The organism is Streptomyces lacaronensis, assembly GCF_047337785.1.
Taxonomy (GTDB): domain Bacteria; phylum Actinomycetota; class Actinomycetes; order Streptomycetales; family Streptomycetaceae; genus Streptomyces; species Streptomyces lycopersici.
The window spans coordinates 11,163,607-11,186,911 of sequence record NZ_JBLHDK010000003.1 but is presented as its reverse complement, the minus strand read 5'-3'; the positions used below and the strand labels follow the sequence as shown (position 1 = coordinate 11,186,911).

Annotated in this window: 16 protein-coding genes; 4 read left to right on the top strand and 12 right to left on the bottom strand. The window is 71.8% G+C overall.

The window, feature by feature from the left end; genetic code table 11:
* Nucleotides 1-14: 14 nt before the first annotated feature.
* Nucleotides 15-230 (bottom strand): ferredoxin, encoded by a 216-nt coding sequence (locus tag ACMTAK_RS48055; protein WP_201851960.1) that lies wholly within the window; start codon nt 228-230, stop codon nt 15-17.
* A 5-nt stretch (nt 231-235) separates the two neighbouring features.
* A complete protein-coding gene (locus ACMTAK_RS48050) occupies nt 236-1,426 on the bottom strand; it encodes a cytochrome P450 (RefSeq protein WP_413812014.1) in 1,191 nt (396 codons plus the stop codon).
* A 132-nt stretch (nt 1,427-1,558) separates the two neighbouring features.
* Here ACMTAK_RS48050 and ACMTAK_RS48045 point away from each other — a divergent pair, with 132 nt between their 5' ends.
* Nucleotides 1,559-2,152, top strand: coding sequence for a TetR/AcrR family transcriptional regulator (locus tag ACMTAK_RS48045; RefSeq protein WP_413812013.1), 594 nt, complete (start codon nt 1,559-1,561; stop codon nt 2,150-2,152).
* Nucleotides 2,153-2,158: 6 nt separating this feature from the next.
* On the opposite strand, the gene ACMTAK_RS48040 is transcribed toward ACMTAK_RS48045, so the two are convergent.
* From ACMTAK_RS48040 to ACMTAK_RS48025, 4 genes are all read right to left on the bottom strand, one after another.
* A complete protein-coding gene (locus ACMTAK_RS48040) occupies nt 2,159-4,879 on the bottom strand; it encodes an SMI1/KNR4 family protein (RefSeq protein ID WP_413812012.1) in 2,721 nt (906 codons plus the stop codon).
* 131 nt (nt 4,880-5,010) lie between these two features.
* The gene (locus tag ACMTAK_RS48035) at nt 5,011-6,372 is read right to left on the bottom strand and encodes an NAD(P)/FAD-dependent oxidoreductase (protein ID WP_413812011.1); all 1,362 of its coding nucleotides are present in this window, start codon (nt 6,370-6,372) and stop codon (nt 5,011-5,013) included.
* 72 nt (nt 6,373-6,444) lie between these two features.
* Nucleotides 6,445-8,394, bottom strand: a complete 1,950-nt coding sequence (locus ACMTAK_RS48030; RefSeq protein ID WP_413812010.1) for a beta-N-acetylglucosaminidase domain-containing protein — start codon at nt 8,392-8,394, stop codon at nt 6,445-6,447.
* A gap of 593 nt (nt 8,395-8,987) precedes the next feature.
* Nucleotides 8,988-9,422 (bottom strand): SRPBCC family protein, encoded by a 435-nt coding sequence (locus tag ACMTAK_RS48025; protein ID WP_413812009.1) that lies wholly within the window; start codon nt 9,420-9,422, stop codon nt 8,988-8,990.
* 304 nt (nt 9,423-9,726) lie between these two features.
* Here ACMTAK_RS48025 and ACMTAK_RS48020 point away from each other — a divergent pair, with 304 nt between their 5' ends.
* Nucleotides 9,727-11,244, top strand: coding sequence for a glycoside hydrolase family 28 protein (locus ACMTAK_RS48020; RefSeq protein WP_413812008.1), 1,518 nt, complete (start codon nt 9,727-9,729; stop codon nt 11,242-11,244).
* Between the two features lie 104 nt (nt 11,245-11,348).
* On the opposite strand, the gene ACMTAK_RS48015 is transcribed toward ACMTAK_RS48020, so the two are convergent.
* A complete protein-coding gene (locus ACMTAK_RS48015; protein ID WP_413812007.1) occupies nt 11,349-13,586 on the bottom strand; it encodes a HelD family protein in 2,238 nt (745 codons plus the stop codon).
* A 136-nt stretch (nt 13,587-13,722) separates the two neighbouring features.
* The gene (locus tag ACMTAK_RS48010; RefSeq protein WP_413812006.1) at nt 13,723-14,682 is read right to left on the bottom strand and encodes an NAD(P)-dependent alcohol dehydrogenase; all 960 of its coding nucleotides are present in this window, start codon (nt 14,680-14,682) and stop codon (nt 13,723-13,725) included.
* A gap of 90 nt (nt 14,683-14,772) precedes the next feature.
* On the opposite strand from ACMTAK_RS48010, the gene ACMTAK_RS48005 reads away from it, so the two are divergent.
* Complete coding sequence (locus ACMTAK_RS48005; RefSeq protein ID WP_413812005.1) at nt 14,773-15,459, top strand: TetR/AcrR family transcriptional regulator; 687 nt, start codon at nt 14,773-14,775, stop codon at nt 15,457-15,459.
* A gap of 1 nt (nt 15,460) precedes the next feature.
* Here ACMTAK_RS48005 and ACMTAK_RS48000 read toward each other — a convergent pair whose 3' ends face one another.
* The 3 genes from ACMTAK_RS48000 to ACMTAK_RS47990 all read right to left on the bottom strand — a co-directional run bounded on the left by ACMTAK_RS48000 (nt 15,461) and on the right by ACMTAK_RS47990 (nt 18,680).
* Nucleotides 15,461-15,985 (bottom strand): CAP domain-containing protein, encoded by a 525-nt coding sequence (locus ACMTAK_RS48000; protein WP_413812004.1) that lies wholly within the window; start codon nt 15,983-15,985, stop codon nt 15,461-15,463.
* A 348-nt stretch (nt 15,986-16,333) separates the two neighbouring features.
* Entirely contained in the window at nt 16,334-17,896 is a 1,563-nt protein-coding gene (locus ACMTAK_RS47995) for an ArnT family glycosyltransferase (protein WP_413813218.1), read from the bottom strand.
* 217 nt (nt 17,897-18,113) lie between these two features.
* Nucleotides 18,114-18,680 (bottom strand): TetR/AcrR family transcriptional regulator, encoded by a 567-nt coding sequence (locus ACMTAK_RS47990; protein ID WP_413813217.1) that lies wholly within the window; start codon nt 18,678-18,680, stop codon nt 18,114-18,116.
* A 167-nt stretch (nt 18,681-18,847) separates the two neighbouring features.
* On the opposite strand from ACMTAK_RS47990, the gene ACMTAK_RS47985 reads away from it, so the two are divergent.
* Nucleotides 18,848-20,413: an MDR family MFS transporter gene (locus ACMTAK_RS47985; RefSeq protein ID WP_413812003.1), complete on the top strand. Its 1,566-nt coding sequence runs from the start codon at nt 18,848-18,850 to the stop codon at nt 20,411-20,413.
* Nucleotides 20,414-20,433: 20 nt separating this feature from the next.
* On the opposite strand, the gene ACMTAK_RS47980 is transcribed toward ACMTAK_RS47985, so the two are convergent.
* Nucleotides 20,434-23,304: an NHLP bacteriocin export ABC transporter permease/ATPase subunit gene (locus ACMTAK_RS47980; protein ID WP_413812002.1), complete on the bottom strand. Its 2,871-nt coding sequence runs from the start codon at nt 23,302-23,304 to the stop codon at nt 20,434-20,436.
* Between the last annotated feature and the right edge of the window lies 1 nt (nt 23,305).

The following is a 23,305-nucleotide window of genomic DNA, read 5'->3' as shown; positions in this document are numbered from 1 at the left end:
CTCCCGGGCAGGGTTCAGGGACGCGGTCCGACGGTCGTGGTGCCGTCGCGGATGGTGATCGCCAGCGCGGGACAGGAGTCCGCCGCGTCCAGCACCCGCTCCTCCTCCGGAACCTCCTCGCGTCGCGGCCGGGCGTGCTCCTCGTCGAGTACGAACAGGTCGGGGGCGATCCCGGCGCACATGCCGGACGCCATGCACCGGCCGCCGTCGACCTCCGCCTTCCAGGTCATCCGGCTCACCACCCGATGGGCATGACGCGGGGCCCGCGGACCAGCATCTGGCCCTTCCACTCCACATCCCCGGCCAGCCGCAGATCCGGGAAGCGGGCGATCAGCGCGCCGAGCGCCTCCTGGAGCTCCAGCCGGGCCAGGGGCGCGCCCAGACAGTGGTGCACACCGTGGCCGAAGCCGAGGTGCTGGGTGGCGGGGCGGGCGACGTTCAGGGTGCCCGGCTCGTCGAAGCGCAGCGCGTCGCGGTTGGCCGAGCCGACGGCGACGAGCACGGGCTCCCCGGCGCGCACCAATGTGCCGCCCACCTCGACGTCCTCGGTGGCGTAGCGGGGGAAGGACGCGGCCATGCCCAGCGGGACGAAGCGCAGCAGCTCCTCGACGGCGCCGTGCAGCAGAGCGGGCTCCTCGCGCAGCCGGCGCAGTTCGTCCGGGTGGTCCAGGAGTGTCAGCACGAAGTTGGGGATCTGGGTGGCCGTGGTCTCGTGCCCGGCCACCAGGATGCCCACGCACAGATCGACGAGCTCGAGCTCGGACAGCCGGTCGCCCGCGTCCCTCGCCTCGATCAGCGAGGTCATGATGTCGTCCCGCGGGCTGATGCGATGGTCCTCGATCAGCCCGGCCATATAGGTGCGCAGCTCATCGCGGTTGCGGTTGAACTCCTCGGCGCTCAGGGAGCTGGTGGACAGCGCGGCGTCGCTCCAGGTGCGGAACTTGGGCCGGTCCTCCTCCGGGACGCCGAGCATGGCGCAGATGACCCCGACCGGAATCGGCAGCGCGTAGCGGTCCACGAGATCGGCGGGTGGTCCCGCGGCCTCGAGCTCGTCCAGCAGGTCATGGGTCAACTGGCGGACCCACGGGCGGAGTTTCTCCACCTGGTGGACGGTGAAGGCCTTGGCGACGAGGGTGCGCAGCCGGGTGTGGTCGGGCGGGTCCATGGTCAGGATGCCGCTGTCGCTCCGGCCCTCGGACTGCCGCGGCACGTCGTGGTGGAGCGCCGCGGCCCGGCTGAAGCGCCGGTCCCCGAGCACCAGCCGGGCGTCGGCGTACCGCGTGGCCAGCCAGGAGGGCTCACCGTAGGGCATGCGCACCCGGAGTAATCCGGTGTGGTTCCTGGCCTGGTCGTACGCCTCGCTGAGCGCGAGCCCCTCGGCGGAGTTGAAGGGATAGGCGATGGGTGTGGTCTCCGCTGTGGTCACCGTGACCTCCCTTGCGTAAGCAGGTGCTTACAAAGCTAGGAGGCGGCGGCTGGTACGGTCAACGGCCCCTTTGCGCCGTTGATCTGACGGCCCGAAGGGAATCGGCCGGAGGCAGACGAGAGGAGTGTGGTGATGGGGACGACCGTGTCCGAGGGGCAGCGCCGGGACGCGCGGAACACACGTCGGCGGCTGCTGGAGGCCGCGGCGGCGCTGTTCGCCGAGCGGGGCTATGAACGGGCGACGGTCCGGGACATCGCCGATCGCGCCGGGGTCAACCAGGCGCTGCTGTTCCGTTACTTCGGCTCGAAGAGAGCGCTGTTCGGCGAGGTGATCGCGCACAACGGGGAGGAGCAGCTGCGCACCACCCCACCTCATGAGCTGCTGGAGGCCGCCCTGCGCGGGCTGCTGGGCCACGGCGGCAGGGAACCGGACAGCCGTGCGCTGGCCACGCTGCTGCGCTCGGTGGACAGCGGCGACGAGATCGGTACCGCGGTGCGCGCCATCAGCGACGACTACGCGCGAGTGCTGGCCTCCCTGTCCAGCGCCCACAACCACGAACTGCGGGCGGATCTGGCGCTGTCCTGGCTGCTCGGCATAGGGATGATGCGAGTGCTGGTGGGCAAGGAGCCGCTGGCGGACGCGGACCCGGACGAGGTGTGCGCGCTGGTCACGTCCGCGCTCGGCACTCTCCTGGACGGCCTTCCGGCGACGGACGGCAGGCGGTAGGAGGCCTTACTGGAGGAATGCCGGACCGTAGTAGCCCGGACGCTGCTCGCGGAACTCCCCGCGGGGCGTGGTGACGACGCGACGGGCCCGGGCCGGGGTGACCACCTCGCGGAAGGCCGGATCGGTGAGCAGCACGACCGGGGCGATGCGGTGCGGGGAGTCGCAGTGCCAGTGCGGCAGGGCGGCCTCGATCACGGCCCAGGACTGATCGGTGGCGCCGCGGTCGGCCAGCGCTCTGGCCAGGTCCAGGGCCTGCTGGAAGGTGCGGGACTCGGGCAGGGCGGGCGGGGCGAAGGCGGCGGCCCTGGCCATCCAGGCGGCGGTGTCGTCGCCCTCGGCGGCGGCGCCGCTCGCGGCCACACCGCCCGCGCCCACGACACCGTCCACGCCGTCGGGGAGCCGCGGCAGGATGTCGCCGAGGGCCGAGAGATAGCCACCGGGGGCGCCGGTCCACTCCTCGGCCGCGCAGCGCAGATAGAGCGGGGCGGCCTCGGCCCGTAACTGCTCCATGCCGATCGCCTCGAGGACGCGCGGGTCCCCGAGTATGCCGGTGCGTATCCAGTGGTGGGCGGCGCTGATGTCCAGGAACGCCCCCAGGATGATGCCCAGATACGCACCGGCGCCCGAGCCCTTGACCGCGGCCTGCTCGAAGGTGGCCATCGCCTTGCGCACCTCGCCCCGCAGGGCCTGCGCCCTGCCCTCGGCCACCAGATCCTCGGCGGTCCCGGGACGTCCCATGCGCACCTCATGGGCCGCCTGGTCCTCGAAGCCGTTGCGCTCCTCGGCGACCAGCTCGGCGAACGAGGGGTGCCGGTCCCCCAGGGCCGGATACCAGCTCGCCCAGATGTACGCGGCCCACTCCCCGTCCTCGGACACATCGGCGGGATCCAGCAGCCAGTGCTGGGCGTCGCCCTCCTCGGAGACCAGCAGCGCCCGGTCCATGAACGCGGTGTCGTCCCAGTCCTCGCCCTCGCCGCCCCGGATGACGCTCCAGGTCTCGGGGTCCGCCTCGCGCAGCCAGCCGACGGTCTTGGCCGGGCGCATCCGCCACATGAACGGGCTGATGTTCAGCCAGCCGTCGGAGGCGCCCAGGAAGGCGCGGTAGCTCGGCGGGAGCCGGGTGCCGAGCCGCTCCTCCAGGGCGAGGATGCTCTCCTCGTCCGCGCCCTCGAACCCGAGCCACCCGGCGGCCCGTTGCCCGTCGTCGACCTCGCTCAGCTCCTCCTCGTCGGCCACCCGCAGGATGGTCGCGCTGTACTCGGCCAGATAGGACCGCCACTGCTCGACGGTCCTGGGCGCTGCCGTCATGGACCCCGGCTCCGGGACGGCCGGCACCGATGTGCCGCGGTATCCGGTGGGCGCCTCGCCCGCCCGCTGGTAGTGGCCGATGAAGCCCTTCGGCTGGGGGGCGGAGGTGAAGAGGCGGACCTGGGAGAGCTGGATCTGATCCTCCCCCGCGTTCCGGGTGATCTCCAGGCGGTAGTGGCGGTAGGCCCTGGCGGCACCGAAGGTGAATCCCCGGGGCTGATGGCGGTGCGCGAAGCTCTCCCGGACGCGGGAGTCCAGGTCCACCCAGTGCTCCCCGTCGTTCGAGCCCTTGAGGGTCCAATCCTTCGGGTCGCGGCCCGGGACGTCGTTGGCCGAGGTCAGGACGTAGTGGCCGACGGCCACCGGCCGCCGCAGGGTGAACTCCAGCCAGGCGCGGTCGCCATGGCCCAGCCACTTGTGCCACGAGTCGTGCAGCAGGTTCTCCGCGACCTCGCCCACCTCGGCGAACTCGCTGTGCGCCCGGACCTTGGTGACCAGGTCGGTCACCTCGGCCTCCGGACCGGGCTCGGCGGCCAGCAGCGACACCGTGCCCGAGTGTCCCGACGGATCGCCCCAGATGACCCGCTCGACGGGCGGCCCCCCGTCCTCGATCAGCAGGCACAGCTCCTGACGGAGGCCCGGCCCCCCGGCCCCGCAGCCCTCCACCGTACGGAAGCGGTGCATCACCTCCTCCAGCGCGCTGTCCCGCAGCGGTGAGCGGCCCTCCAGCACCCCCCGGTACTCGGTGAGCGTGCCGTCGGCGGCCCTGCGGTGTCCGTAGAACTCCGTCATCACCGGCTGGAAGCCGATCGACGCCTCCGCGCCGTCCTGCCCGCGCCAGGCGAGCCGGACCGGCAGCGAGCCCTCGCCCCGGTCGAGATGGACCAGCAGCCGTGGGGCGGGCCGCCATTCGGCGGAGCCCGGGGCGCGCCACTCGGTGCGGTAGGCGCACACCGCCGGCTCGGCGGGGCGCTCCTCCGCCATGAGGTGCGTCCGGGCGCAGATGCGGGACGGCTCGACGCTGATCCGGTACAGCCAGAGCAGCCCGCGCGCCTCGGCGCAGCCCCGGACGCACAGCGTGTTCAGGCCCGCCGCCAGCGCCTCGCCAGGAACCGCGAAGGCCACCTCCCGTGGGCGGGCGCCACCGGGCACGGTGAACCGTGAGATCACCGCATGCCCGTTGACGGTGATGTCGATGGGCGCCCATCCCAGGGACTCCCCCAGCGGTGAGACCCGCGCGATCAGGGTCAGCGTCAGCTGCTCCGGGAGTTCGCCGCCGTCCAGCGCGAAATCGAGCTCGACATGTCCGCCCGCGCCGATCGCGAGACGGTCCCGGTCGGGATGGCACCGTGTGTACCGGGCCGTGCCATTGCCGAATCGAGGCGGATCGATGGTGAAATCCGCAAAAGTCGCTCGCACGCTGTGCTCCTGGTAGGGCCGTCTGGTCCATTGACAAATCGTCGGGGCATGGGTGCGGGTGGCCTCATCACACCCGGATGCTGCCGATGCTAGGGCGGCCGACCGGTACCGTCCGTGATCCGCGACGATCACTAGGGGGATGCGGGTCGGCCGCTCCCTCCCCCGCGCAGCACGGCCCCGAGGACGGCGGGGCGCATCAGCGCGGTGGGCGCGGCGACCATCGACATCACCTCGTGCAGTACCTTGCAGACCCCCGGGTCGACGGTGGCACGCCGGATGACCCGGTCCAGATAGCGGTGCTGGGCCCGCACCGCCAGTCCGGCGGGGCCGCCCGTGGTGGTGGGGAAGCGCACATCCTCGCTGGAGGACAGCATCCACGCGGTGTCCGCGGCGGCCGCGATGCCCTTACGGGCGGCGTGCGCCGTACGGTGGCCGATGCCGCCGTGGCGCTCGGCGGCGGCCCGCAGGGCGCGGGCGCCGAGCGCGGACACGGTGATGCCCTGGCCGTAGACCGGGTTGAAGGTGCACACGGCGTCGCCGATGACGACCAGCCCCCGCGGGGCCCGGCGCTCGTAGTGCCGCCGCACACCGGGGCCGGGCCAGAAGCCGCGGACCGCACCAGCGGGCTCGGCCGCGGCCAACAGCTCGTACAGGCTCGGGTCCCGCAGCAGACGCAGCTGCCGGTCGAAACCGGCCGCACCCGGCTCGGCCTGAGCTCCCCGCATACTGCCGACGCTGGCGATCCACCGGCCGTCCTCCACGGGCAGCACCACGCCGAGCCTTGGCGCGTCGGGGGCCTTGGTCTGCAGATAGAGCACGTCGAAGCCCGGATCCGCCCCGGCCGGGCGGTGGTACATCCGGCTGGCGTACGACACCCCCGCGTCGACGCGCTCCTCGGGGGTGGGCGGGCAGCCCAGCCGGACCAGCCAGGACGGGACCGAGGAGGTGCGCCCGGAGGCGTCGACCACCATCTCCGCGCGCAGCTCGCGCACCCGGGCGCGGGCGTCGCCCCGCGCCCGGACCTGGACGCCCGTCAGCTCACCCGCGGTGCCGAGGAGTCCGACGACGTCGGTGTTCTCCAGCCATCGCACCGAGGGCTCGGCGCGCACCCGGCGCAGCACCGTATGGTCGAGCAGCGGTCTGGTGCAGGAGAGGAACGCGACCTCGCTCTCGTACTTCGCGAGCCACCCGGCCGCGCTGAGCCAGCGCACGCCCGACATCGGCACCCGCACCGCGCCGGCGGCCAGCAACTCCTCGCGCGCGCCGGGCATCAGCTCATCCAGCGCCCGGTGCCCGGCCTCGAGCAGCAGATGCGCGTGGCGCGCCTGCGGAACGCCCGAGCGGAACGCCGGCCCCTCGGGATAGCGGTCACGCTCGGCTATGACAATGCGCTCGGCATATCCCCGCAGCGCCCATGCGGCAAGCAGCCCGGCGAGACCTCCGCCGATCACCACCGCGGTCCCTCGCTCCGTACCTTCCCCCGGCACCCCCATGCTACGGAGCGTAGTGCATAATCATCCGAGCGTCACCACCCCAAGGGTGGCAAATACAACCGCTTCGACGGCTCAGGCGCCTTCGGCGGCCTCGGTGATGAAGGTGCCGAGGACACCGTCGGCGATGCGCACCGGGCCCTCCGGACGGGTCTCGCCCGGGATGGTGCGGATCTCCCCGGCCCGCCGCGCGTCGGCCGCCGCCTCGGCGAACCACTGTGCCGCCTGGGCGTCATGGCCGTCGAGACGGGCGCCCAGCGCGTCCAGGGTGCGCTCGAAGGCGCGCCCCCACAGCGACAGCGCGTCCAGCCAGGGCGCACAGTCCGCCACGAATCCCCGGTCCGCGACACCGGCCCTGATGCGCTCGGGGGCGGCGGCGAGCAACCGGGCGTACGGGCGCAGCTCCCGCAGGGCCGCTCGCTCGTGCCCCGCCCCCCAGGCGGTGTGGAACCGTTCGAGCCGGGCGGCGAGTTCGGGGGCCTGCGGCTGCCAGGGCTCGGCGCCGAAGGTGGGTGCGAGGTGCTGGGTGTCGAAGAAGGCCAGCAGCGAGGACACGGTCGCGGCCGTACGGCCCGGGTGCGCGCCGGGGACGTCCCCGGCGAGGTGGCGGGCGGCCGCCTCCCAGGTGCGGGTGGCATCGTAGCCGGTGTCGTTCCAGGCGAAGTCCGCTCCGCCGAAGAGGGCGACCTTGCTGGCGGCGGCCTGGTTCATCGGGTTGAGGACCAGGCCGGAGAGCTGCCGGTGCAGTCCGGGCTCACGGGCGTCGTAAGGCGCGAGCAGCAGCCGTCCCTCGGCCTGGCCGTAGTCGTTGACCGGGTAGTTGTCCCAGACGAAGACCTTGCGCCCCCACACGGTGGCGGCCCGCTCCGCGTCGGCCACGGTGATCCGCGGCGGCACCACATCGGTTCCGGTCCACATCACCTCGACCCGCGAGTCCAGCCGCTCGCGCAGGACGCGCTTGTACGGGGTCTCGGTGACGTCCCCGTACTCGGTCGGCACCATCTGGAGCGGCCTGGTGTCCGCCCGCTCGTCCAGGAAGGTCTTCTGCACCGTGTTGAGCAGGTCGGACTGGGCCTTGGCGGCGGCCTCCGACGAGGGGTTTCCGTAGGTGGCGCGGTCGGATTCGCAGTTCCAGCGGGTGTAGCTGATGTCGTCCAACGGCATGGAGAAGCTGCGCACCCCGAGGTCGTAGACCGCGTCCAGCTTGGCCTCCAGCGCGGCGAGGTCGGCGGGGTCGCTGTAGCAGATGGAGTTGCCCGGGGAGACGGCGAAGGTGAACCGCACATGGTGGCCGGTGGCCTGCCGGACGAGCTCGCCCAGCTCGGCGCGTTTGGCGGCCGGATACGGCTCGCGCCACTTCTCGCGGTGGTACGGGTCGGCCTTCGGCGCGTAGATGTAGGTGTTCATCTTGACGTCCCCGTAGAACGCCAGCTGGTCCATGCGCTCGGCATGCGTCCAGGGGCTTCCGTAGAACCCCTCGATCACCCCGCGCAGCGGCATCAGAGGATGGTCGGTGACCGAGACGGACGCGATCGTGCGGTGGGCGGAAACGAGCTGACGCAGCGTCTGCGCCGCGTAGTACGTCCCGTCCGAGTCGGCGCCCGCGAGCGCCACCGAGCCGCGTCCCGCGGCGAGTGCGTAACCCTCGGCGGGCAGCGGACCGGGCACCCGGCCCCCGGCGGCCCGAAGCGCCCTCGCGACGCGTGGATCGGCGATCCGGCCGACGGTCACGGTCAGCTTCGGCCCCGCGCCGTCCTGGATCCGCGAGGCCCCCGCGCGGCGCAGCACGGAGGTGACGAGATCGCGGGTCGGACGGTCCACGCCGTCCGATATGACGAGGCGTACGCGGGAGGGGACGTGGACGTCCGCTCCGATACGGGACATCTCCTGCGGGCGCGGGGTGACGACCGGCAGTGGCCCGGGGACGGCGGCGGCCGCGGTGGCGACCGCGCCGGTGGGCAGCAGCAGGGCGAGGAGGGTGAACAACACCGTGACGGGTGCCAGGGTTCTGGAGCGACTTCGCATGGGACATCTCCTCCGTGGCGTTCGAGGGCCGGGCCTTCGGGGGCGGTGCGGTGCCGTGCGGTGGCGCGGGGCGGTGTGCGGAGCGAGGCCGCGGCGGGCCCGGCGTATCCCTACCCAGCGATGGGCACAGATGATCGGCCCCGCCGTCGGTGGTCAAGCGCCGGGCCGGTCGGGCCACTTAGGCGGTGTCCGGCGGACTACGAGGCGGAGCCGCATAGCGAGGCTTTCCCCTCCCCGCCCCTTCCCGCTACCAGGGGCTCCGCCCCTGGGCCCAGGGGGACCTGGAGGACCTGGGGCCTGGGGCGAAGCCCCGCCACACGGCGGAGCCGCACATCGATTGCTGCCGGGAGGGGCGGGGCAGGGAGCGGCCCGCGCAGGCGTCACGATCCGTCACGCCCCCCTGAGGCTGGGGCGCCCCACAGGGGCGAGGCCACCGGCGCGCCGCGCACCCGGCGAGAGCGTGGCCACCGCCGGGAGCAGAACCACCGGCGAGCCGGGACACCGAGCAGGGACGGGACCACCAACGGAAACGGGGCCACCGGCGGGCCGGGACACTCAGCAGGGGCACGGCCACCTGGAAAACCGAGGCGCCCTCACCCCTTCAGCAATGCGTCGACCACCCGGCCGAAGAGCAGGCGGCCGGACCAGACCGTGGGCGGGTCGAACAGGCGGGGCAGTCCCCGGATCCGGGCCTCCTCGCGCCATACCACCTCGGATCCGCCATCCCGGGGACTCACCTCGATCTCGGCCCATCCGAGGACCACCGAGCCGCGCTTCTCCAGCCTGCAGCTGCCGGGAGCGTCCCCGGTGGGCGGGTCCCAGCGCACGACCTCCATGGGGTCGTCGAATCCGGCGCGGCCGACGCCCGTGCGTACCACGACCACGGTGCCCACCCGGGTCGGCCCCGCCGGGCGGACGGTGACGCCGCTCAGCGGCACATGGGCGCCGTGGCACGGCCAGTCGGTGAGCCGTCGCCAGGTCTCGTCGACAGACAGTGGGGAGCGCCGCTCGATACGGAAGGGGGCCACAGCGGGATCGTAGGCGATCGACGGCCGGAGAGGCGGCCGGAGGCGGCCGGAGAGCCGACCGGGAAGCCGGTCGTGGCGGCTGTCGTGGCGGCCGCACGCCGACGGCGTCGCCCCCGCCGTGTGGCGCTGAGGCCATTGACAGCTCGGATCCGCCTGTTACGTTCCACAGAAGGAGAGAGATCCTACCTTTCTAGCTGGGCGTAGAGAGAAGTCACCCCACCGGAGGGATTCTCGCAGCTCAATCAGGTTCAGACCTTCCAACACGTCGGATCTCCATGGCTCCACAGGAGAAGGAGAACGAGAGATGAAGAGACTCGCCGCAGGCGCGGCGCTCGCCCTCGCCGCCGTCTTCGGGTTATCGCAAGTGCCCCAGGCGGCCGCCGTCCCCGCTCAGGACACGGCCACCTCCGCGGCACCGGTGTTCAGCGTGATGGACTACGGCGCGAAGGCCGATGGTTCGTCCAACGACTCCGCCGCCATCGAGAAGGCCATCACGGCGGCCAACAGCGCCGGGGGCGGAATCGTCCGCTTCCCGTCCGGACAGTACAAGTCCAAGAACACCGTCCACCTCAAGAGCGAGGTGACCCTCCAGCTGGACTCCGGGGCCACGATCCTCGGGTCGAGCGCGGACACCTATGACAAGCCCGAGTCCAATCCGAACGACGACTACCAGGACTACGGCCACAGCCACTTCCACAACGCGATGTTCTACGGCGACAAGCTCACCAACATCGGATTCACCGGTTCGGGAACCATCGACGGCGCGGGCAACCTCATCACCGGGAACCCCGACTCCGGCGAGGCGGACAAGATCATTTCGCTGACCCGCTGCGACGGGCTGACCCTCGACGGGATCACCCTGCGGCGCGGCGGCCACTTCGCGGCCCTCATCAACGGCTGCAAGAACGTGACCTCGGACCACCTCACCATCGACACGGCGAGCGACCGCGACGGCTGGAACATCATCAGCACCACCAATGTGACCATCACCCATGCCGACATCGCCGCCAACGACGACGCGCTCGCCTTCAAGAGCGACTACGCCCTGGGCGCCAAGCTCTCCAACGGCCATGTGAAGGTGACCGATTCACATCTCTCCGCGAAGTGCTGCAACGCCCTGATGTTCGGCTCCGAGACCTGTGGTGACTTCTCCGACTACGACTTCCAGGGCATCACCATCACCGGTGCGGACAAGTCCGGGCTCGGCATGGTCTCGATGGACGGCGCCAACATCTCCGATGTGCACTACCGCGACATCACCATGACCAATGTGCACTCCCCCATCATGCAGAAGATCGGGACGAGAAAACGGTGTGGCGGAAATCCAGGAGTCGGCCACATCAGCGACATCACCTACGACAACATCACCGGGACCGGGAACACCCCCTCCTTCAGCCCGACGCTGTGGGGCGAGTCCGGTGGCAACCGCATCAGCGGTGTGACCTTCAACCATGTGAATCTCACCGTGCCCGGCGGCAACGGCACCATGTCCACCGGCGTTCCCAGCAATGACGCCGACGACTACAACCCGAAGAGCATCGGCACCCGTCCCGCCTTCGGCTGGTATCTGCACAACGCGGATCACATCACCTTCAACGACAGCTCGGTGCGGTTCGCCAAGGACGACGGCCGTCCGGCGGTCATCGCCAACTCCGGGAGCGCGCTGCGCTTCAACCACTTCACCGCACAGCGCGGCGACGACAGCCCGGCGGACGTCATCGTCCAGAACATGTCCGGCTACTGCCTCACCGACAGCGCCAACACCTCCGGCGGGGCGCTGCGGGTGAGCACCAGCGGATCCAGCGAGAACTGCTCCTCGTGATCCACGACGGCTGACCACACCCGCTATCGGGGCGGGCAGCGGTTCCTGGCCACCGGCACCCGCCCCTTCCCCGCCGGTGAACACACGGCGGGGAGCGTCGGCGCTTACACCATGCCGGCCAGATCGCGCAGGCCCTCCGGGAGCGCCGCGGTGTGCACCACGCCCAGCCGCTGGGTGGCCCGGGTGAGCGCCACATAGAGGTCGCTGGTGCCGAACTCCGCGGGCTCGGCCACGATCACGGTGTCGAACTCGAGACCCTTGGCCTGCCGGGGGTCGAGCAGCACCACCGCGCTGGTCAGGTCCGGGGACCGGCCGGTGGACGCCTGTGGGAGGGCGGCTGACAGCGCGTCATGGCGGTCCCTCGGGGCGATCACCGCTAGACGGCCCTCGGCGCGGGTCTCCCGGGCCACGGCCGCGGCCACGGCGCCGGGCAGATCGCCGGTGTGCTCCGCCCAGGGCCGTACCCCGGTGGCACGGACCGAGCGCGGCGGCTGGAAGGCGGGGTCGACGGTGCGGGCCACCCGCGCCGCGACGTCCATGATCTCGGTCGGAGTGCGGTAGTTGACACCGAGCCGGCTGTGCTCCCAGCGGTCGCCCACGTACGGCTCCAGGATCGAGGACCAGGAGCCGCAGCCGCCCGGCTCCGCGGTCTGCGCGGGGTCGCCGACGAGCGTCATCGAACGGGTCGGGCTGCGCCGCATCAGCAGCCGCCACGCCATCGCGGACAGCTCCTGGGCCTCGTCCACGATGATGTGGCCGAAGGCCCAGGTGCGGTCGGCGGCGGCGCGTTCGGCGGCGCTGCGGTGGTCGCGCTCCTCGGCGCGGTCGGCCAGCCGTTCGGCGTCGATGAGGTCGTGGGCGGCCAGCACCTCCGACTCCTCGTCCTCGCGGTCCTCGAACTCCAGGGTGCGGGAGCCGTAGGAGAGGTCGAGCACACCCTGTGCGTACTCGATGCGCTCCTGGCGCTCGGCCTCCGCCGCGGCGCGGGCCGCCGCGTCGTCGTGGCCGAGCAGTTCGGCCGCCTCGTCCAGCAGCGGGACGTCGGCGGGGGTCCATTCGCCGTCGGTGCGGCGGATCGCGGCGGCGTCCGCGGCGGAGAGGTGGACGGGGTCGCCGAGGAAGTCGGCCACGAGCTGCCGCGGGGTGAGGGCCGGCCACAGCTCCGCGATGGCCGCGTGCACCTCGGGGTTGACCGCGATCGCCTTGCCGAGCTGGGCGACGTCGTCCGCGCCGAGGAGGTTGGGCCCGCCGAAGGGGTCCGCGCCGATCCGGTCCACGAGCTGGTCGGTGAGGGCGTCGATGACCCGGAAGGCGAAGTGGGGGCGGGCGAGGTTGTGCGGCAGCCCGGTCTCCCGTGCCTTGTGGCCCGCCTCGGACGCGATGTCCTTGTCCAGCACCAGATCGCCGTCGTCGTGCTCGATGACGATCGCGGCGTCGGGCACCGTCTGCCGGTCCCGTACGAAGCGGGCCAGGACGTCCGCCATCTCCGCGCGGCCCTTGACCTCGGCGGCCTCGGGAGTGTCGGTGCCGGTGGCCGTCACACCGGGGAAGAGCTCGCCGAGCGTGGCCAGGAGCACACCGGTCTCGCCGAGCGAGGGCAGCACCTCGCCGATGTAGCCGAGGAACGCCGGGTTGGGCCCGACGATCAGCACCGCGCGGCGGGCCAGCGACTCCCGGTGCGCGTAGAGCAGATACGCGGCGCGGTGCAGCGCTACGACGGTCTTGCCGGTGCCGGGGCCGCCCTCCACGACGTGGACGCCGTGGTGCGGGGCGCGGATGATCTGGTCCTGTTCGGCCTGGATGGTCTGCACGATGTCGTGCATCCGTCCGGTGCGGGCGGCGTCGAGCGCGGCGAGCAGCACGGCGTCCGCGTCGGATCCCTCATGCCCGGTCCGTATGGTGTCCGAGAGGTCCAGGATCTCGTCGTGCAGCCCGGTGACCTTGGGTCCCTCGGTGGTGATGTGGCGCCTGCGGCGCAGCCCCATGGGGGTGTGCCCGGTGGCGAGGTAGAACGGACGGGCCACATCGGCCCGCCAGTCGATGACCAGCGGGGTGCGGTCCGCGTCATCGCGCCGGATGCCGATGCGGCCGATGTGGTGGTCGCGGTCGTCGCGGAACAGCAGCCGGCCGAAACACAGGCCCCGCTCCCCCGCCTCGAACGCGGCGAGCAGACCGGACCGCTCGGCCACCAGCACATCGCGCTCCAGCCGCGCCTGGAAGGTGGAGCCCTCCAAGGACAGGGCCTCGGTCACCGACTCCTCGGCTCGTGCCCTGAGCTCGGCGAGGCGCCCGTTGAGCAGATCAAGGAATTCTTGCTCACGGTCCCATTCCTCGTTTGACAATTCGACTCCCGCCGGGATACGATGACTTCATCAGGTTTCCCTATGCCATAAACGCAATGGCAAAGGAAATCCCCAATATACGCCGAGAAACGCCCCGGCCGTCAAGACAGCCGGGGCGTTTCTCTGTTTTATGGCCTCATTTCACCTGGATGACGTGTTTGCCGCGGACACCACCGGCTTCCATGGCGCGATGGGCCTTTGCGATGCCGGAGAGCGGATGGACGGTGTCGACGACCGGCCGGATGGCCCCGTTCTCCACATACGCGGCGAGGTCCGCGAAGAGCTGGTGCAAGGGGTTTCCCGTGAAGAACCGCATCCGCCGGGCGCCGTGCACGGTGGAGAGGAGCATGGAGCCCAGCGAGGACAGCGGGCGGTCGGTGTCGAAGGCGATGGCCACCATCCGCCCGCCGGGCGCCAGCCGCCCGCGATAGGCGCCGAGCTGGGTGCCCACCGTGTCCAGCACGGCGTCGAACGGCCCGAGGGCGGCCGGGCCGGTGGTCCGGTAGTCATGTGCCTCGTCGGCGCCGAGCTCCCGTACGAGGTCGAGCGTCTTCGCCCCGGCGAGCGCCGTGACATGGGCGCCGAGCGCGCGTCCGAGCTGGACGGCGACGCTGCCGACACCGCCGGCCGCGCCACGCACCAGCAGCCTCTCGCCGCTCATCAGGCCGATCTTGTCGCGCAGCGCCGTGATGGCCGTGGTGCCGACGGCGGGCAGGGCCGCGGCCCGGACCAGATCGAGGCCCTCGGGGGCGAAGGAGAGCTGACGGGGCCGGACGGCCACGTACTCGGCGGCCGCCCCGAACCTCAGGTGCGGCATCGCACCCCACACCCGGTCGCCCACCGCGAGATGGCGCACGGAGGAGCCCACCTCGGCGATCTCCCCGGCGATGTCGATGCCGGTGCCCTTCGGGAACCTCCTCCCGGTCACCAGCTTCAGCTTGCCCGCCCGGCCCGAGAGCTCGCCGCCGTTCACACTCGTGGCGTGCACTCGCACCAGCACCTCGCCCGGACCGGCCACCGGCTTCGGCAGTGTGCCCTCGTACAGCACCTCGGGGGGTCCGTACCGGTCGTACCGCGCCGCGCGCATCTCGCTCATCGCCCTCATCGTCCCTTTCGCACATCGGGGTTGCCGCCACGCTAATGCGCGCAAACGGGGAAACCGCCCGCCCGGCGTAAGGTGAGAAACATGCCTGCTCACGTCTCTCATATAGCGTCCGCAACCGGTCGTGTTCGGGACACCGGAGCTCCGGGGTTGCGGTCCGACGCGGCGTCCAACCGCCGGCGCGTCCTCGATGCGGCGCGGGCGCTGTTCGTCTCGCGTGGGCTCGATGTGCCGATGGCCACCATCGCCCGTCATGCCGGGGTCGGGGTGGCCACGCTCTACCGGCGCTTCCCCACCCGGGAGGCGCTGGTCACGGAGGTGTTCTCGGACGAGTTCGCCGCCTGTGCGACGATCGTCGACGACGCCCTGGCCGACGACGACGCATGGCGGGCCTTCCGCCGGACCATCGAGACGGTGTGTGCTTCGCAGACGCAGGACCGGGAGTTCAACGACGCCTTGCTGTCGTCGCTGCCCGAGACGGTCGGCTTCGAGCGCGAGCGGCTGCGCGTCGAAGAGGGCTTCGCCGAGGTGGTCCGGCGTGCCAAGGCCGCGGGGCGGCTGCGCGAGGACTTCGACGTGTCCGACCTGAGCCTCGTCTTCCTGGCCAACAGAGGTGTCATCGGCGACGCGGCAACGGCACCGGCCGCGTCCCGGCGGCTGGTCGCCCACCTCCTGCGGTCCTTCGAGGCGGGGCGGGCCGAACCGGCCCGCCCCCTCCCGCCACCCGCCCCGCTGGGGCTGGGCCGGTTGCCCCGGACATCCGAGGGATGAGCTATCGGGCGGTGCCGAAGTCCTGCGTCCAGTAGTTGCCGGGCTGCGCCAGGCCGACGCCGATCTCCTTGAAGTCGCAGTTCAGGATGTTGGCCTTGTGGCCGGAGCTGTTCATCCAGCCCTCCATGACGCTCTTGGGCGAGTCATAGCCGTAGGCCACGTTCTCGCCGTAGCTGCTCCAGGAGTAGCCCGCGCGCTCGATCCGGTCACCCGGGGAGGAGCCGTCGGAGCCGGTGTGCGACATGTCGCTGTGGGCCGCCATGTCCTCGCTGTGGTCCTGAGCGGCCTTGGTCAGCTTCTCGTTCACGGTCAGCGGCTCACAACCGGCCTTGCCGCGCTCGCTGTTGACGAGATCCACCACTTCCTGCTGGTCGGTGGCGGCCGCGGAGGCGGTGGTGGAGGGGGAGCCCGCGGGTGCGGCGGACTGCGACGCCATCGCGGCCGAGGGAACGCCCACGGCGGCCACGGCGAGCGTGGCGATGGCTATCTTGCGGCGGTGCGTCGTGCTGCTGCGGTGCTTGCTCATTCGGGACCTCACACTCGGTTGAGGCCCGTCATTCTTGGAGCCGTCCGCCACACGGGCAACACGCGTGTTCGTACGACACAAGTTCGTAGCGAGGGCGGAACTTGCGCTCAGTGGCGAGTCATGCTGAACGGGTTCCGGGGATGGCCGCGATGGCCCGACGCGCCATCAGGAATCCCGGCAACCAGGCGAGTGGGGGCGGGCCCGAACTGCCGGGGCCGGGACGGTGCGGAATCTTCCATATCCGATAGGGCAGACAAAAGCCACTATGCCGCCTAGTCGATATGCACCGGTACGCCCTCTTCACTCCACCGCTCGGTGTGAGAGATGTCATGACATGGCGGTGGGCGTTCAACGGCGGTAGATGGTGATCGAGTGGCCGATCTCGTCGATCGGCCGGCTGCCGTCGATCAGCGCCGCCAGCCGTCCGGTGGCCTGGGCGATCGAGGAGTCCGAGACCACCAGCAGCCCGCGCACCTGGTCCGGGGCGGCCCGGCGTGGGTCGGAGGCGTGGATGCCGTAGGCGGACGGCACACCGCTGCCCTTGTAGACGAGCCAGATCCGCTCGCCCCGGTAGCGCTCCCGGAGGCGGTCGGCCAGCCGCCCCAGATCCTGCCCCCAGTCCACGTTCGAGTCGTGCAGCCGCAGATGGGTCCGGGACGGGCCGCCGAACGCCTCGTTGGAGTACGGCAGGTAGTACGGATACGTCCGCAGCGAGCTGACCGCGACGAACAGGACCAGCACCAGCGTGGCCCCGTACGCCCATCGCCGCCGTACGGCCATCATCCCGGCCGCCGCCACCGCCAGGAACATCGGCAGGAAGATGGCGTAGCGCACCCCGAGGTTGCGGGCCCCGTCCAGGGCGGCGAGCAGCAGTACGGCCGCGGGGGCGAGCACATACGGCGCGGCGGGCCGCAGCCGGGGCACCACCGCCATCGTGACCGCCCCGGCCGCCCAGAGCGCGAGCATGCCCAAGGGCGTCTTCACCAGCAGCGCGACGGGCAGGTAGTACCAAAGCGACCCGACGTAGCGGCGCCCGAGCAGAAAGCCGCGCCAGGTGTCCTGCTCGAAGCCGAACTGGATGCGCATCCCGTCGCGGTACGCCTCCGGGAGCGGCAGCCAGTGGACGGCGAGCCCGCGCAGTCCGTGGACGGCGGGCACAGGCCCGGTGGGCGTCCAGCGCAGCCGGGGATCGACCAGGAGGTAAGTGGCCCACACCATGGCCACCGCGATCAGCGCCATGGCCACCGCCGCCGCCACTCCGACGCCGAGCGACCGCACATGGTCGCGCGGTGTGCGGTGGCGCGTACGGCGGGCGTACCAGACGGAGAGCACGGCCAGGAGCAGCAGCACCGGGACCGCGGCCAGCATGCTCATCTTCGTGGCCAGGGCGGCGCCGAGCGCCACCCCCGCGAGGGGAAGGTGCCACCGTGGCCGCCGCCGCGCCCGCCACAGCAGCCAGACCGATGTCAGCAGGAACCCGGCCGCCGGTACGTCGAGCGTGGCGAGCGAGCCGTGCGCGATGATGTCCGGCGAGAAGGTGTAGAGGGCGAGGGCCACCGCCCCGCCCACGGGGCCGGTCAGTTCGCGGGCGAACGCGAACACCACCAGCCCGAACAGCAGCGTCAGCGCGATCATCGGCAGCCGTGCGCACAGCATCAGCCGCCAGGGGTCGTTGCCCGCCTCGTACAGCACATGCCGCCCGAGCGCCGTCTGGTCACCGGCGAAACCGGGGTCGAGGTGCGGCCGGGCGAACGCCACCCCTGTCGCGATGACGAGCTTGCCCAGCGGTGGATGCTCGGGGTTGTAGCGCACCCGGTGATGGTGCAGGGAGTCCACCGCCGCGCCGACGTACACGGGCTCGTCGATGGTCGGCGTCTGCTCCACCGCCGTGGTGACCATCGCGACGGCCATCTGGACGAGGAGCGCCACGACGGCGGCCACCACCAGCCACCGCCGCGCCGGCGCCGCCGACCACCGGCCCTTCGGCCCGCCGACGGTCCTGGTCACGCTGTCGATCACACCGGCCCACCGCATAGCGACAGACGCTAACGCCCTCGTGCCCCCGCATCCGGCATCCGCCCGAAACTTGCGCCAAGTCCGCAAACGGGTCCGGACGTCGCGGCGGACATCACCAACCGGCAGCGGGCCAGCCGTGTTCGAGGAGGGCGAAGGCGGCCTCGATGGCCTGCCGGGCGTCGGCCCGGCCCCGGGCGAAGCTGACGGTCTCCAACGCGAAGTGGGCGAGCGCCGCACATCCGGGGTCGTCCTCGGGGGCGCCGGTGGCCTCGGCGATGGCGGCGGCGAGCGCGGCCTCGTGGCGCATCCACATGCGGCGGCCGTACTCCCGCAGCGCCGGGGTGCTCTCCGTCAACTCGACGAACCGTGCCATCTCGGGGTCCCCCGCGCCGTCGGAGTGCATCCTCAGCGTGTGCTCGCGCAGGGCCCTGGGGATGGACATCCCCTCGGGCCGGTCGCGCACGACGGCTATGAGGGCGGCTTCCCGGTCGAAGTCCAGGTCGAAGAGCAGTGCCTCCTTGCTGGGGAAGTGCTTGAAGACCGTGGTGGTGGAGACGTCGGCGGCCTCCGCGATGTCCCGCACGCTCACCTGGTCGAAGCCACGGTCGAGGAACAGCCTCAGGGCCGCGTCCGCCAGCGCCTGGCGGGTGGCGGCCTTCTTGCGCTCACGGCGCCCCATCGTCTCGCTCACGGGGACCACCCTACCCGCAGGTGGACCGAATAGAAAAGTTGAGTCGTTGCACTTTTTTAGTCGGTGTGCTCTTCTGTCCGGGGTGGGGCCCGCCCTTTCGGCTCCCGTCTTTCGGAAACCCCGCGCCGAGCGCGTTGAGAAGGAAGTGATCCGTCATGTCCGTATCCGACGCACCGCCGTCCGGCAGTCCCGCCCCGCCGGAGACCACCCCGAAAAGCGTCCGTCTGGCCCTGCTCGGTGTGCTGCTCGCGATGCTGCTGTCGATGCTCGACTCCACGATCGTCGGCACCGCGATGCCGACGATCGTCGGCGACCTCGGCGGCCTGGAGCACATCTCCTGGGTGGTGACCGCCTACACCCTGGCCACCGCCGCCTCCACCCCCGTCTGGGGCAAGTTCGGCGATCTGTACGGCCGCAAGCACATGTATCTGATCGCCGTCATCGTCTTCGTGCTCGGCTCGGCGCTGTCCGGCGCGGCCCATACGATGACCCAGCTGATCGTCTTCCGGGCGCTGCAGGGCCTGGGCGCGGGCGGTATCGGCGCCGGCGCCTTCGCCCTGATCGCCTCGCTGGCGCCGCCCCGGGAGCGCGGCCGCTACCAGGGCATGACCGCCTCCATCATGGCCATCGGCACCATCGGCGGCCCGCTGCTCGGCGGCTTCATCACCGGCCACCTCGGCTGGCGCTGGGCCTTCTTCATCAATCTGCCGCTCGGCGTCCTCACTCTGGTCTGGTGTCAGCTGATGCTGCGGCTGCCCGCCACCCGCGCCAAGGCCCGTATCGACTGGCCGGGCATCACCGTGATGACGACGACCGTATGTGCCCTCACCCTCGCCGCCACCTGGGCCGGCTCCACCTACGCGTGGACCTCATGGCAGATCCTGAGCCTGTTCACTCTGGCCGCGGTGGGCGTGGCCGCCTTCGTGGCCCGGCAGCGGCGCGCGGCCGAACCGCTCATGCCGCTGCGCATCTTCACCGGACACCGCAACTTCTCCCTGGCGTCCTCGCTGATCCTGGTGGGCGGGGTGGTGATGTTCGGCTGCTCGCTGTATCTGCCGCTGTACCAGCAGACCGTCCAGGGCGTCTCAGCCTCCCGCTCCGGTCTGCTGCTGCTCCCCCTGATGATCCCCGTGGTGATCATGTCCCAGGTCGGCGGCAAGGTCATGTCCGCCACCGGCCGGTACAAGATCTTCCCCATCGTGGGCACCGTCTGCATGGCCGTCGGACTGTTCCTGCTGGCCACCATGGACACCACGACCTCCCGCGCGGCCACCGGGTGCTTCATGGCCCTGGTGGGCACGGGCATGGGCTGCCAGATGCAGATGGTCACCACGATCGCGCAGAACAGCGTGGAGATGCGCGACATGGGAGCCGCCTCCGCGTCGGTCACCCTCTTCCGCACCATCGGTGGCTCCCTGGGGGTGGCGGTCTTCGGTTCGCTCTTCACCGGTGCCGTGCGGGGCCACGCGCCCGCCGGGGCGGAGACGGGCGAGACCCGGCCCGATCCGGCGGCGCTGGCCCGGCTGCCGGAGTCCGTCAGGGACGGCTATCTCCACGCGGTGGCCACCGGCACCCAGCGGATCTTCCTGACCGCGGCCGTCGTGTGCACCGTGGCCTTCATCGCCGCCCTGTGCGTGCAGGAGGTCCCGCTGCGGGGCAGGCCGGGCCCGGCGGCCCAGCCGCAGAAGGCCGAGGAGGCCGCGACCCCGGCCGCCCCGTAGCGCCGGTGGGCCCCGCCTTGTCAGAGCGTCTGACGCCGCACCAGCTCATGCAGCTTGCCGCCCGCGATGGCCATCAGCTCGGCCGGGGCGCCCTGCTCCACGATCCGGCCGTCCTCCATGACCAGTACGCGGTCGGCGTCCATGACGGTCGACAGCCGGTGTGCGATCACCAGTCGGCTGGCGTTGAGCCGGCGGGTGCTGTCGATGACGATGCGCTGGGTCTCGTTGTCCAGGGCGCTGGTGGCCTCGTCGAAGAAGAGGACGCGCGGACGGCGGATGAGGGCCTGGGCGATCATCAGCCGCTGCCGCTGGCCGCCGGAGATGGCGCCGCTGCCGGAGATCATGGTCTGGAGCCCCATGGGCATCTGCCGGATGTCCTCGGCCAGACCCGCCAGTTCGGCGGCCTCCATGGCCTCCTCGGGGGTGTACGGCTCGGCGCCACGGATGCAGTCGAGGATCGTTCCGCCCAGGGGCTGGGCGTTCTGGAGGACCACCCCGCACTGGCGGCGCACGGCGGCCTGGTCGAGGGCGGCGAGGTCCTGGCCGTCGTAGAGCACACTGCCGGACACCGGCCGTTCGAAACCGATGAGCAACCGCAGCAGGGTCGACTTGCCGCAGCCGCTCGGGCCGACGACGGCCACGAACTCGCCCGGCCGGATCTCCAGCGAGACATCGTCGAGCACCAGCGGCCCGTCGTCGCCGTAGCGGAAGGTGAGGTTGCGGGCCCGGAGGTCACCGGAGAGGCGCCCCGGCTGGGCGCTGCCGCCGCGCACCTCGGGCGGCTCGTCCAGGATCGGCTTGACCTGCTCGAACATGGGCAGGACCGCGACCACCGAGACCAGGGAGTTGGTGAGCTGTGTGAGGGAGGTGAGCAGCATGGTCACGGAGGTGTTGAAGGTCAGGAAGGCACCCGCCGACATGCTCCCCCGCGCCGGACCGGCCAGCAGCATGAACACGCCGAGGGAGACCAGCGGGAGGTAGACGGAGTCCAGCACCTGGGTGAGGTTCTTGATGCGCCCGGTGCGCTGGTGCAGATCGCGGGAGTGGGCGAAGCCACGGGCCCAGGCCGCGTAGGCGAAGTTCTCGGCCGCGGCCACCCGAAGCTTGGGCAGCCCGCGCAGGGTCTGGAACGCCTGGTTGTTGAGCTTGTTCTCGCTCTCCACCAGCCGTCGCTGCCAGCGCACCTGCCACAGCCCCATCCCGAGGAAGACCCCGGAGACCACCAGCAGTACGGCGATCACCGCGAGCGCCAGGGAGGCGCTGTAGTACAGCAGCAGGGCGAGGTTCATCGCGCCCACGGTCCCGGCCTGGAGGACCGTCGGGGCGATCCCGGACATCACCCGGCGCATGGTGCTGATACCGAGTGCCGCGCTGGCCAGCTCTCCGGTGGAGCGCTGAGCGAAGAAGGTGGTGGGCAGCCGCAGCAGCCGGTCCCACACCGCGGGTTGGAGGGTGGACTCCAGCCGCCCCTCGAGGCGCAGCAGGGTCAGGTTCTGCAGCAGCATGAAGGCGGCCGCCACGACTCCGGCGACGATCAGGGCCAGGGAGATCTGGACGATGGGGCTCTTCTCGGCGCGGGGCACGAAGCCGCCCAGCACCTGGCCGGTGGCGAGCGGCACCAGCGCGCCGAGCGCCACCGTCACCAGCCCGCCGATCAGGAGGTTGCGGAAGTCCCCCGCGGCGCCACGCACGCTGAAGCGCATCAGCCGCCACACCGTCATCGGCCGGTCGGGCAGCGGACGGTAGAACATCACGGCCCGCGGCTCGAACTCCTCCGCGTTGCCGCCGCCCACCCGGATCCGCAGGCCGGAGGCGGGGTTGACCGCCTCGTACCGGCCGCGCCGCCACAGCAGCGCCACCGGGGCCCCGGACTTGGCGCGGTAGCCCACCAGCGGTCCGGCGTCCTCCCGCCACCAGTGGCCCTCCAGCCGGACGGCGCGGGTGCGGATCCGGGCGTGGGCGGCGATGCGCTCCACCGGGTCCGTACGGTCGTCGGTGGCGCGGCCCCGCTGCGGGTCGGGCAGGGTGATCCCGGCGGCCTCCGCCACGGCGCGGCACACCGCGTGCACGGCGTCGTCGGTGCTCTCCTCCGACGGCCGCCGGTCCCGCCGGGGCCCTCCGATGGAGGCGATCAGCGCCTGGTCGGCGCGGGTACGCACGGCCTCACCGGCCCGGATGCCGGCCGCCGTACGGTCGGCGTGGGCCCGTTCCATGGTCTCGATCCAGCGGTCCACGGCGGTGCCGAGGCGGTACTGCTGGTTGACCATCCGCTGCCACAGCGCGCCGTCGATCAGCAGGTCACCGGCGGCCTGGGCGCTGTACTCGGCGCCGTAGCGCACACTGCCGGGCGGCACCGGAAGCCAGAGCAGGTCCTCGTCGGCCGCCTCCGCCTCGGACGCGACCCCGCCGTCCAGCGGCGCCTGGAAGAGGACGCCGAGGCTGCGGCTCACCCCGAGCGCCACGGCGTGCTCCAGCGGGGTGGGCGGGGTGTCCTGGAATCCGCCGCCGTAGGTGGTGTACGGATCGCCGGACTGGCCGGTCCCGTACGCGTCGTGGGTCTCCGGGCGGTACAGCTCGCGCAGCGGGATGCGGCGCACCAGGCAGTCCTGTGAGGGCCGGCCCAGCAGGGTGTGGCGTGGCCCCTCTACCGGGCCGGGGAGCGCCGCGCCCGTCTCCAGCCGGCCGAGGAAGTGCCACTGCCCCTCCTCGGCGGCGTCCACCGCGAACAGGTCCAGGGCGCCGCCGACGACGAGCCAGAGCACCTGCGGGCCCTCCAGCGGGAGGCTGCGCAGCCCGGCGCAGTCGACGGGCGTGCCGAGGGCGCCCAGCGCCTGGACCACCGCGTCGCCGCCGTCCGCGGCCACCGCCGCGGCCGGGTGAACGGACGCCATG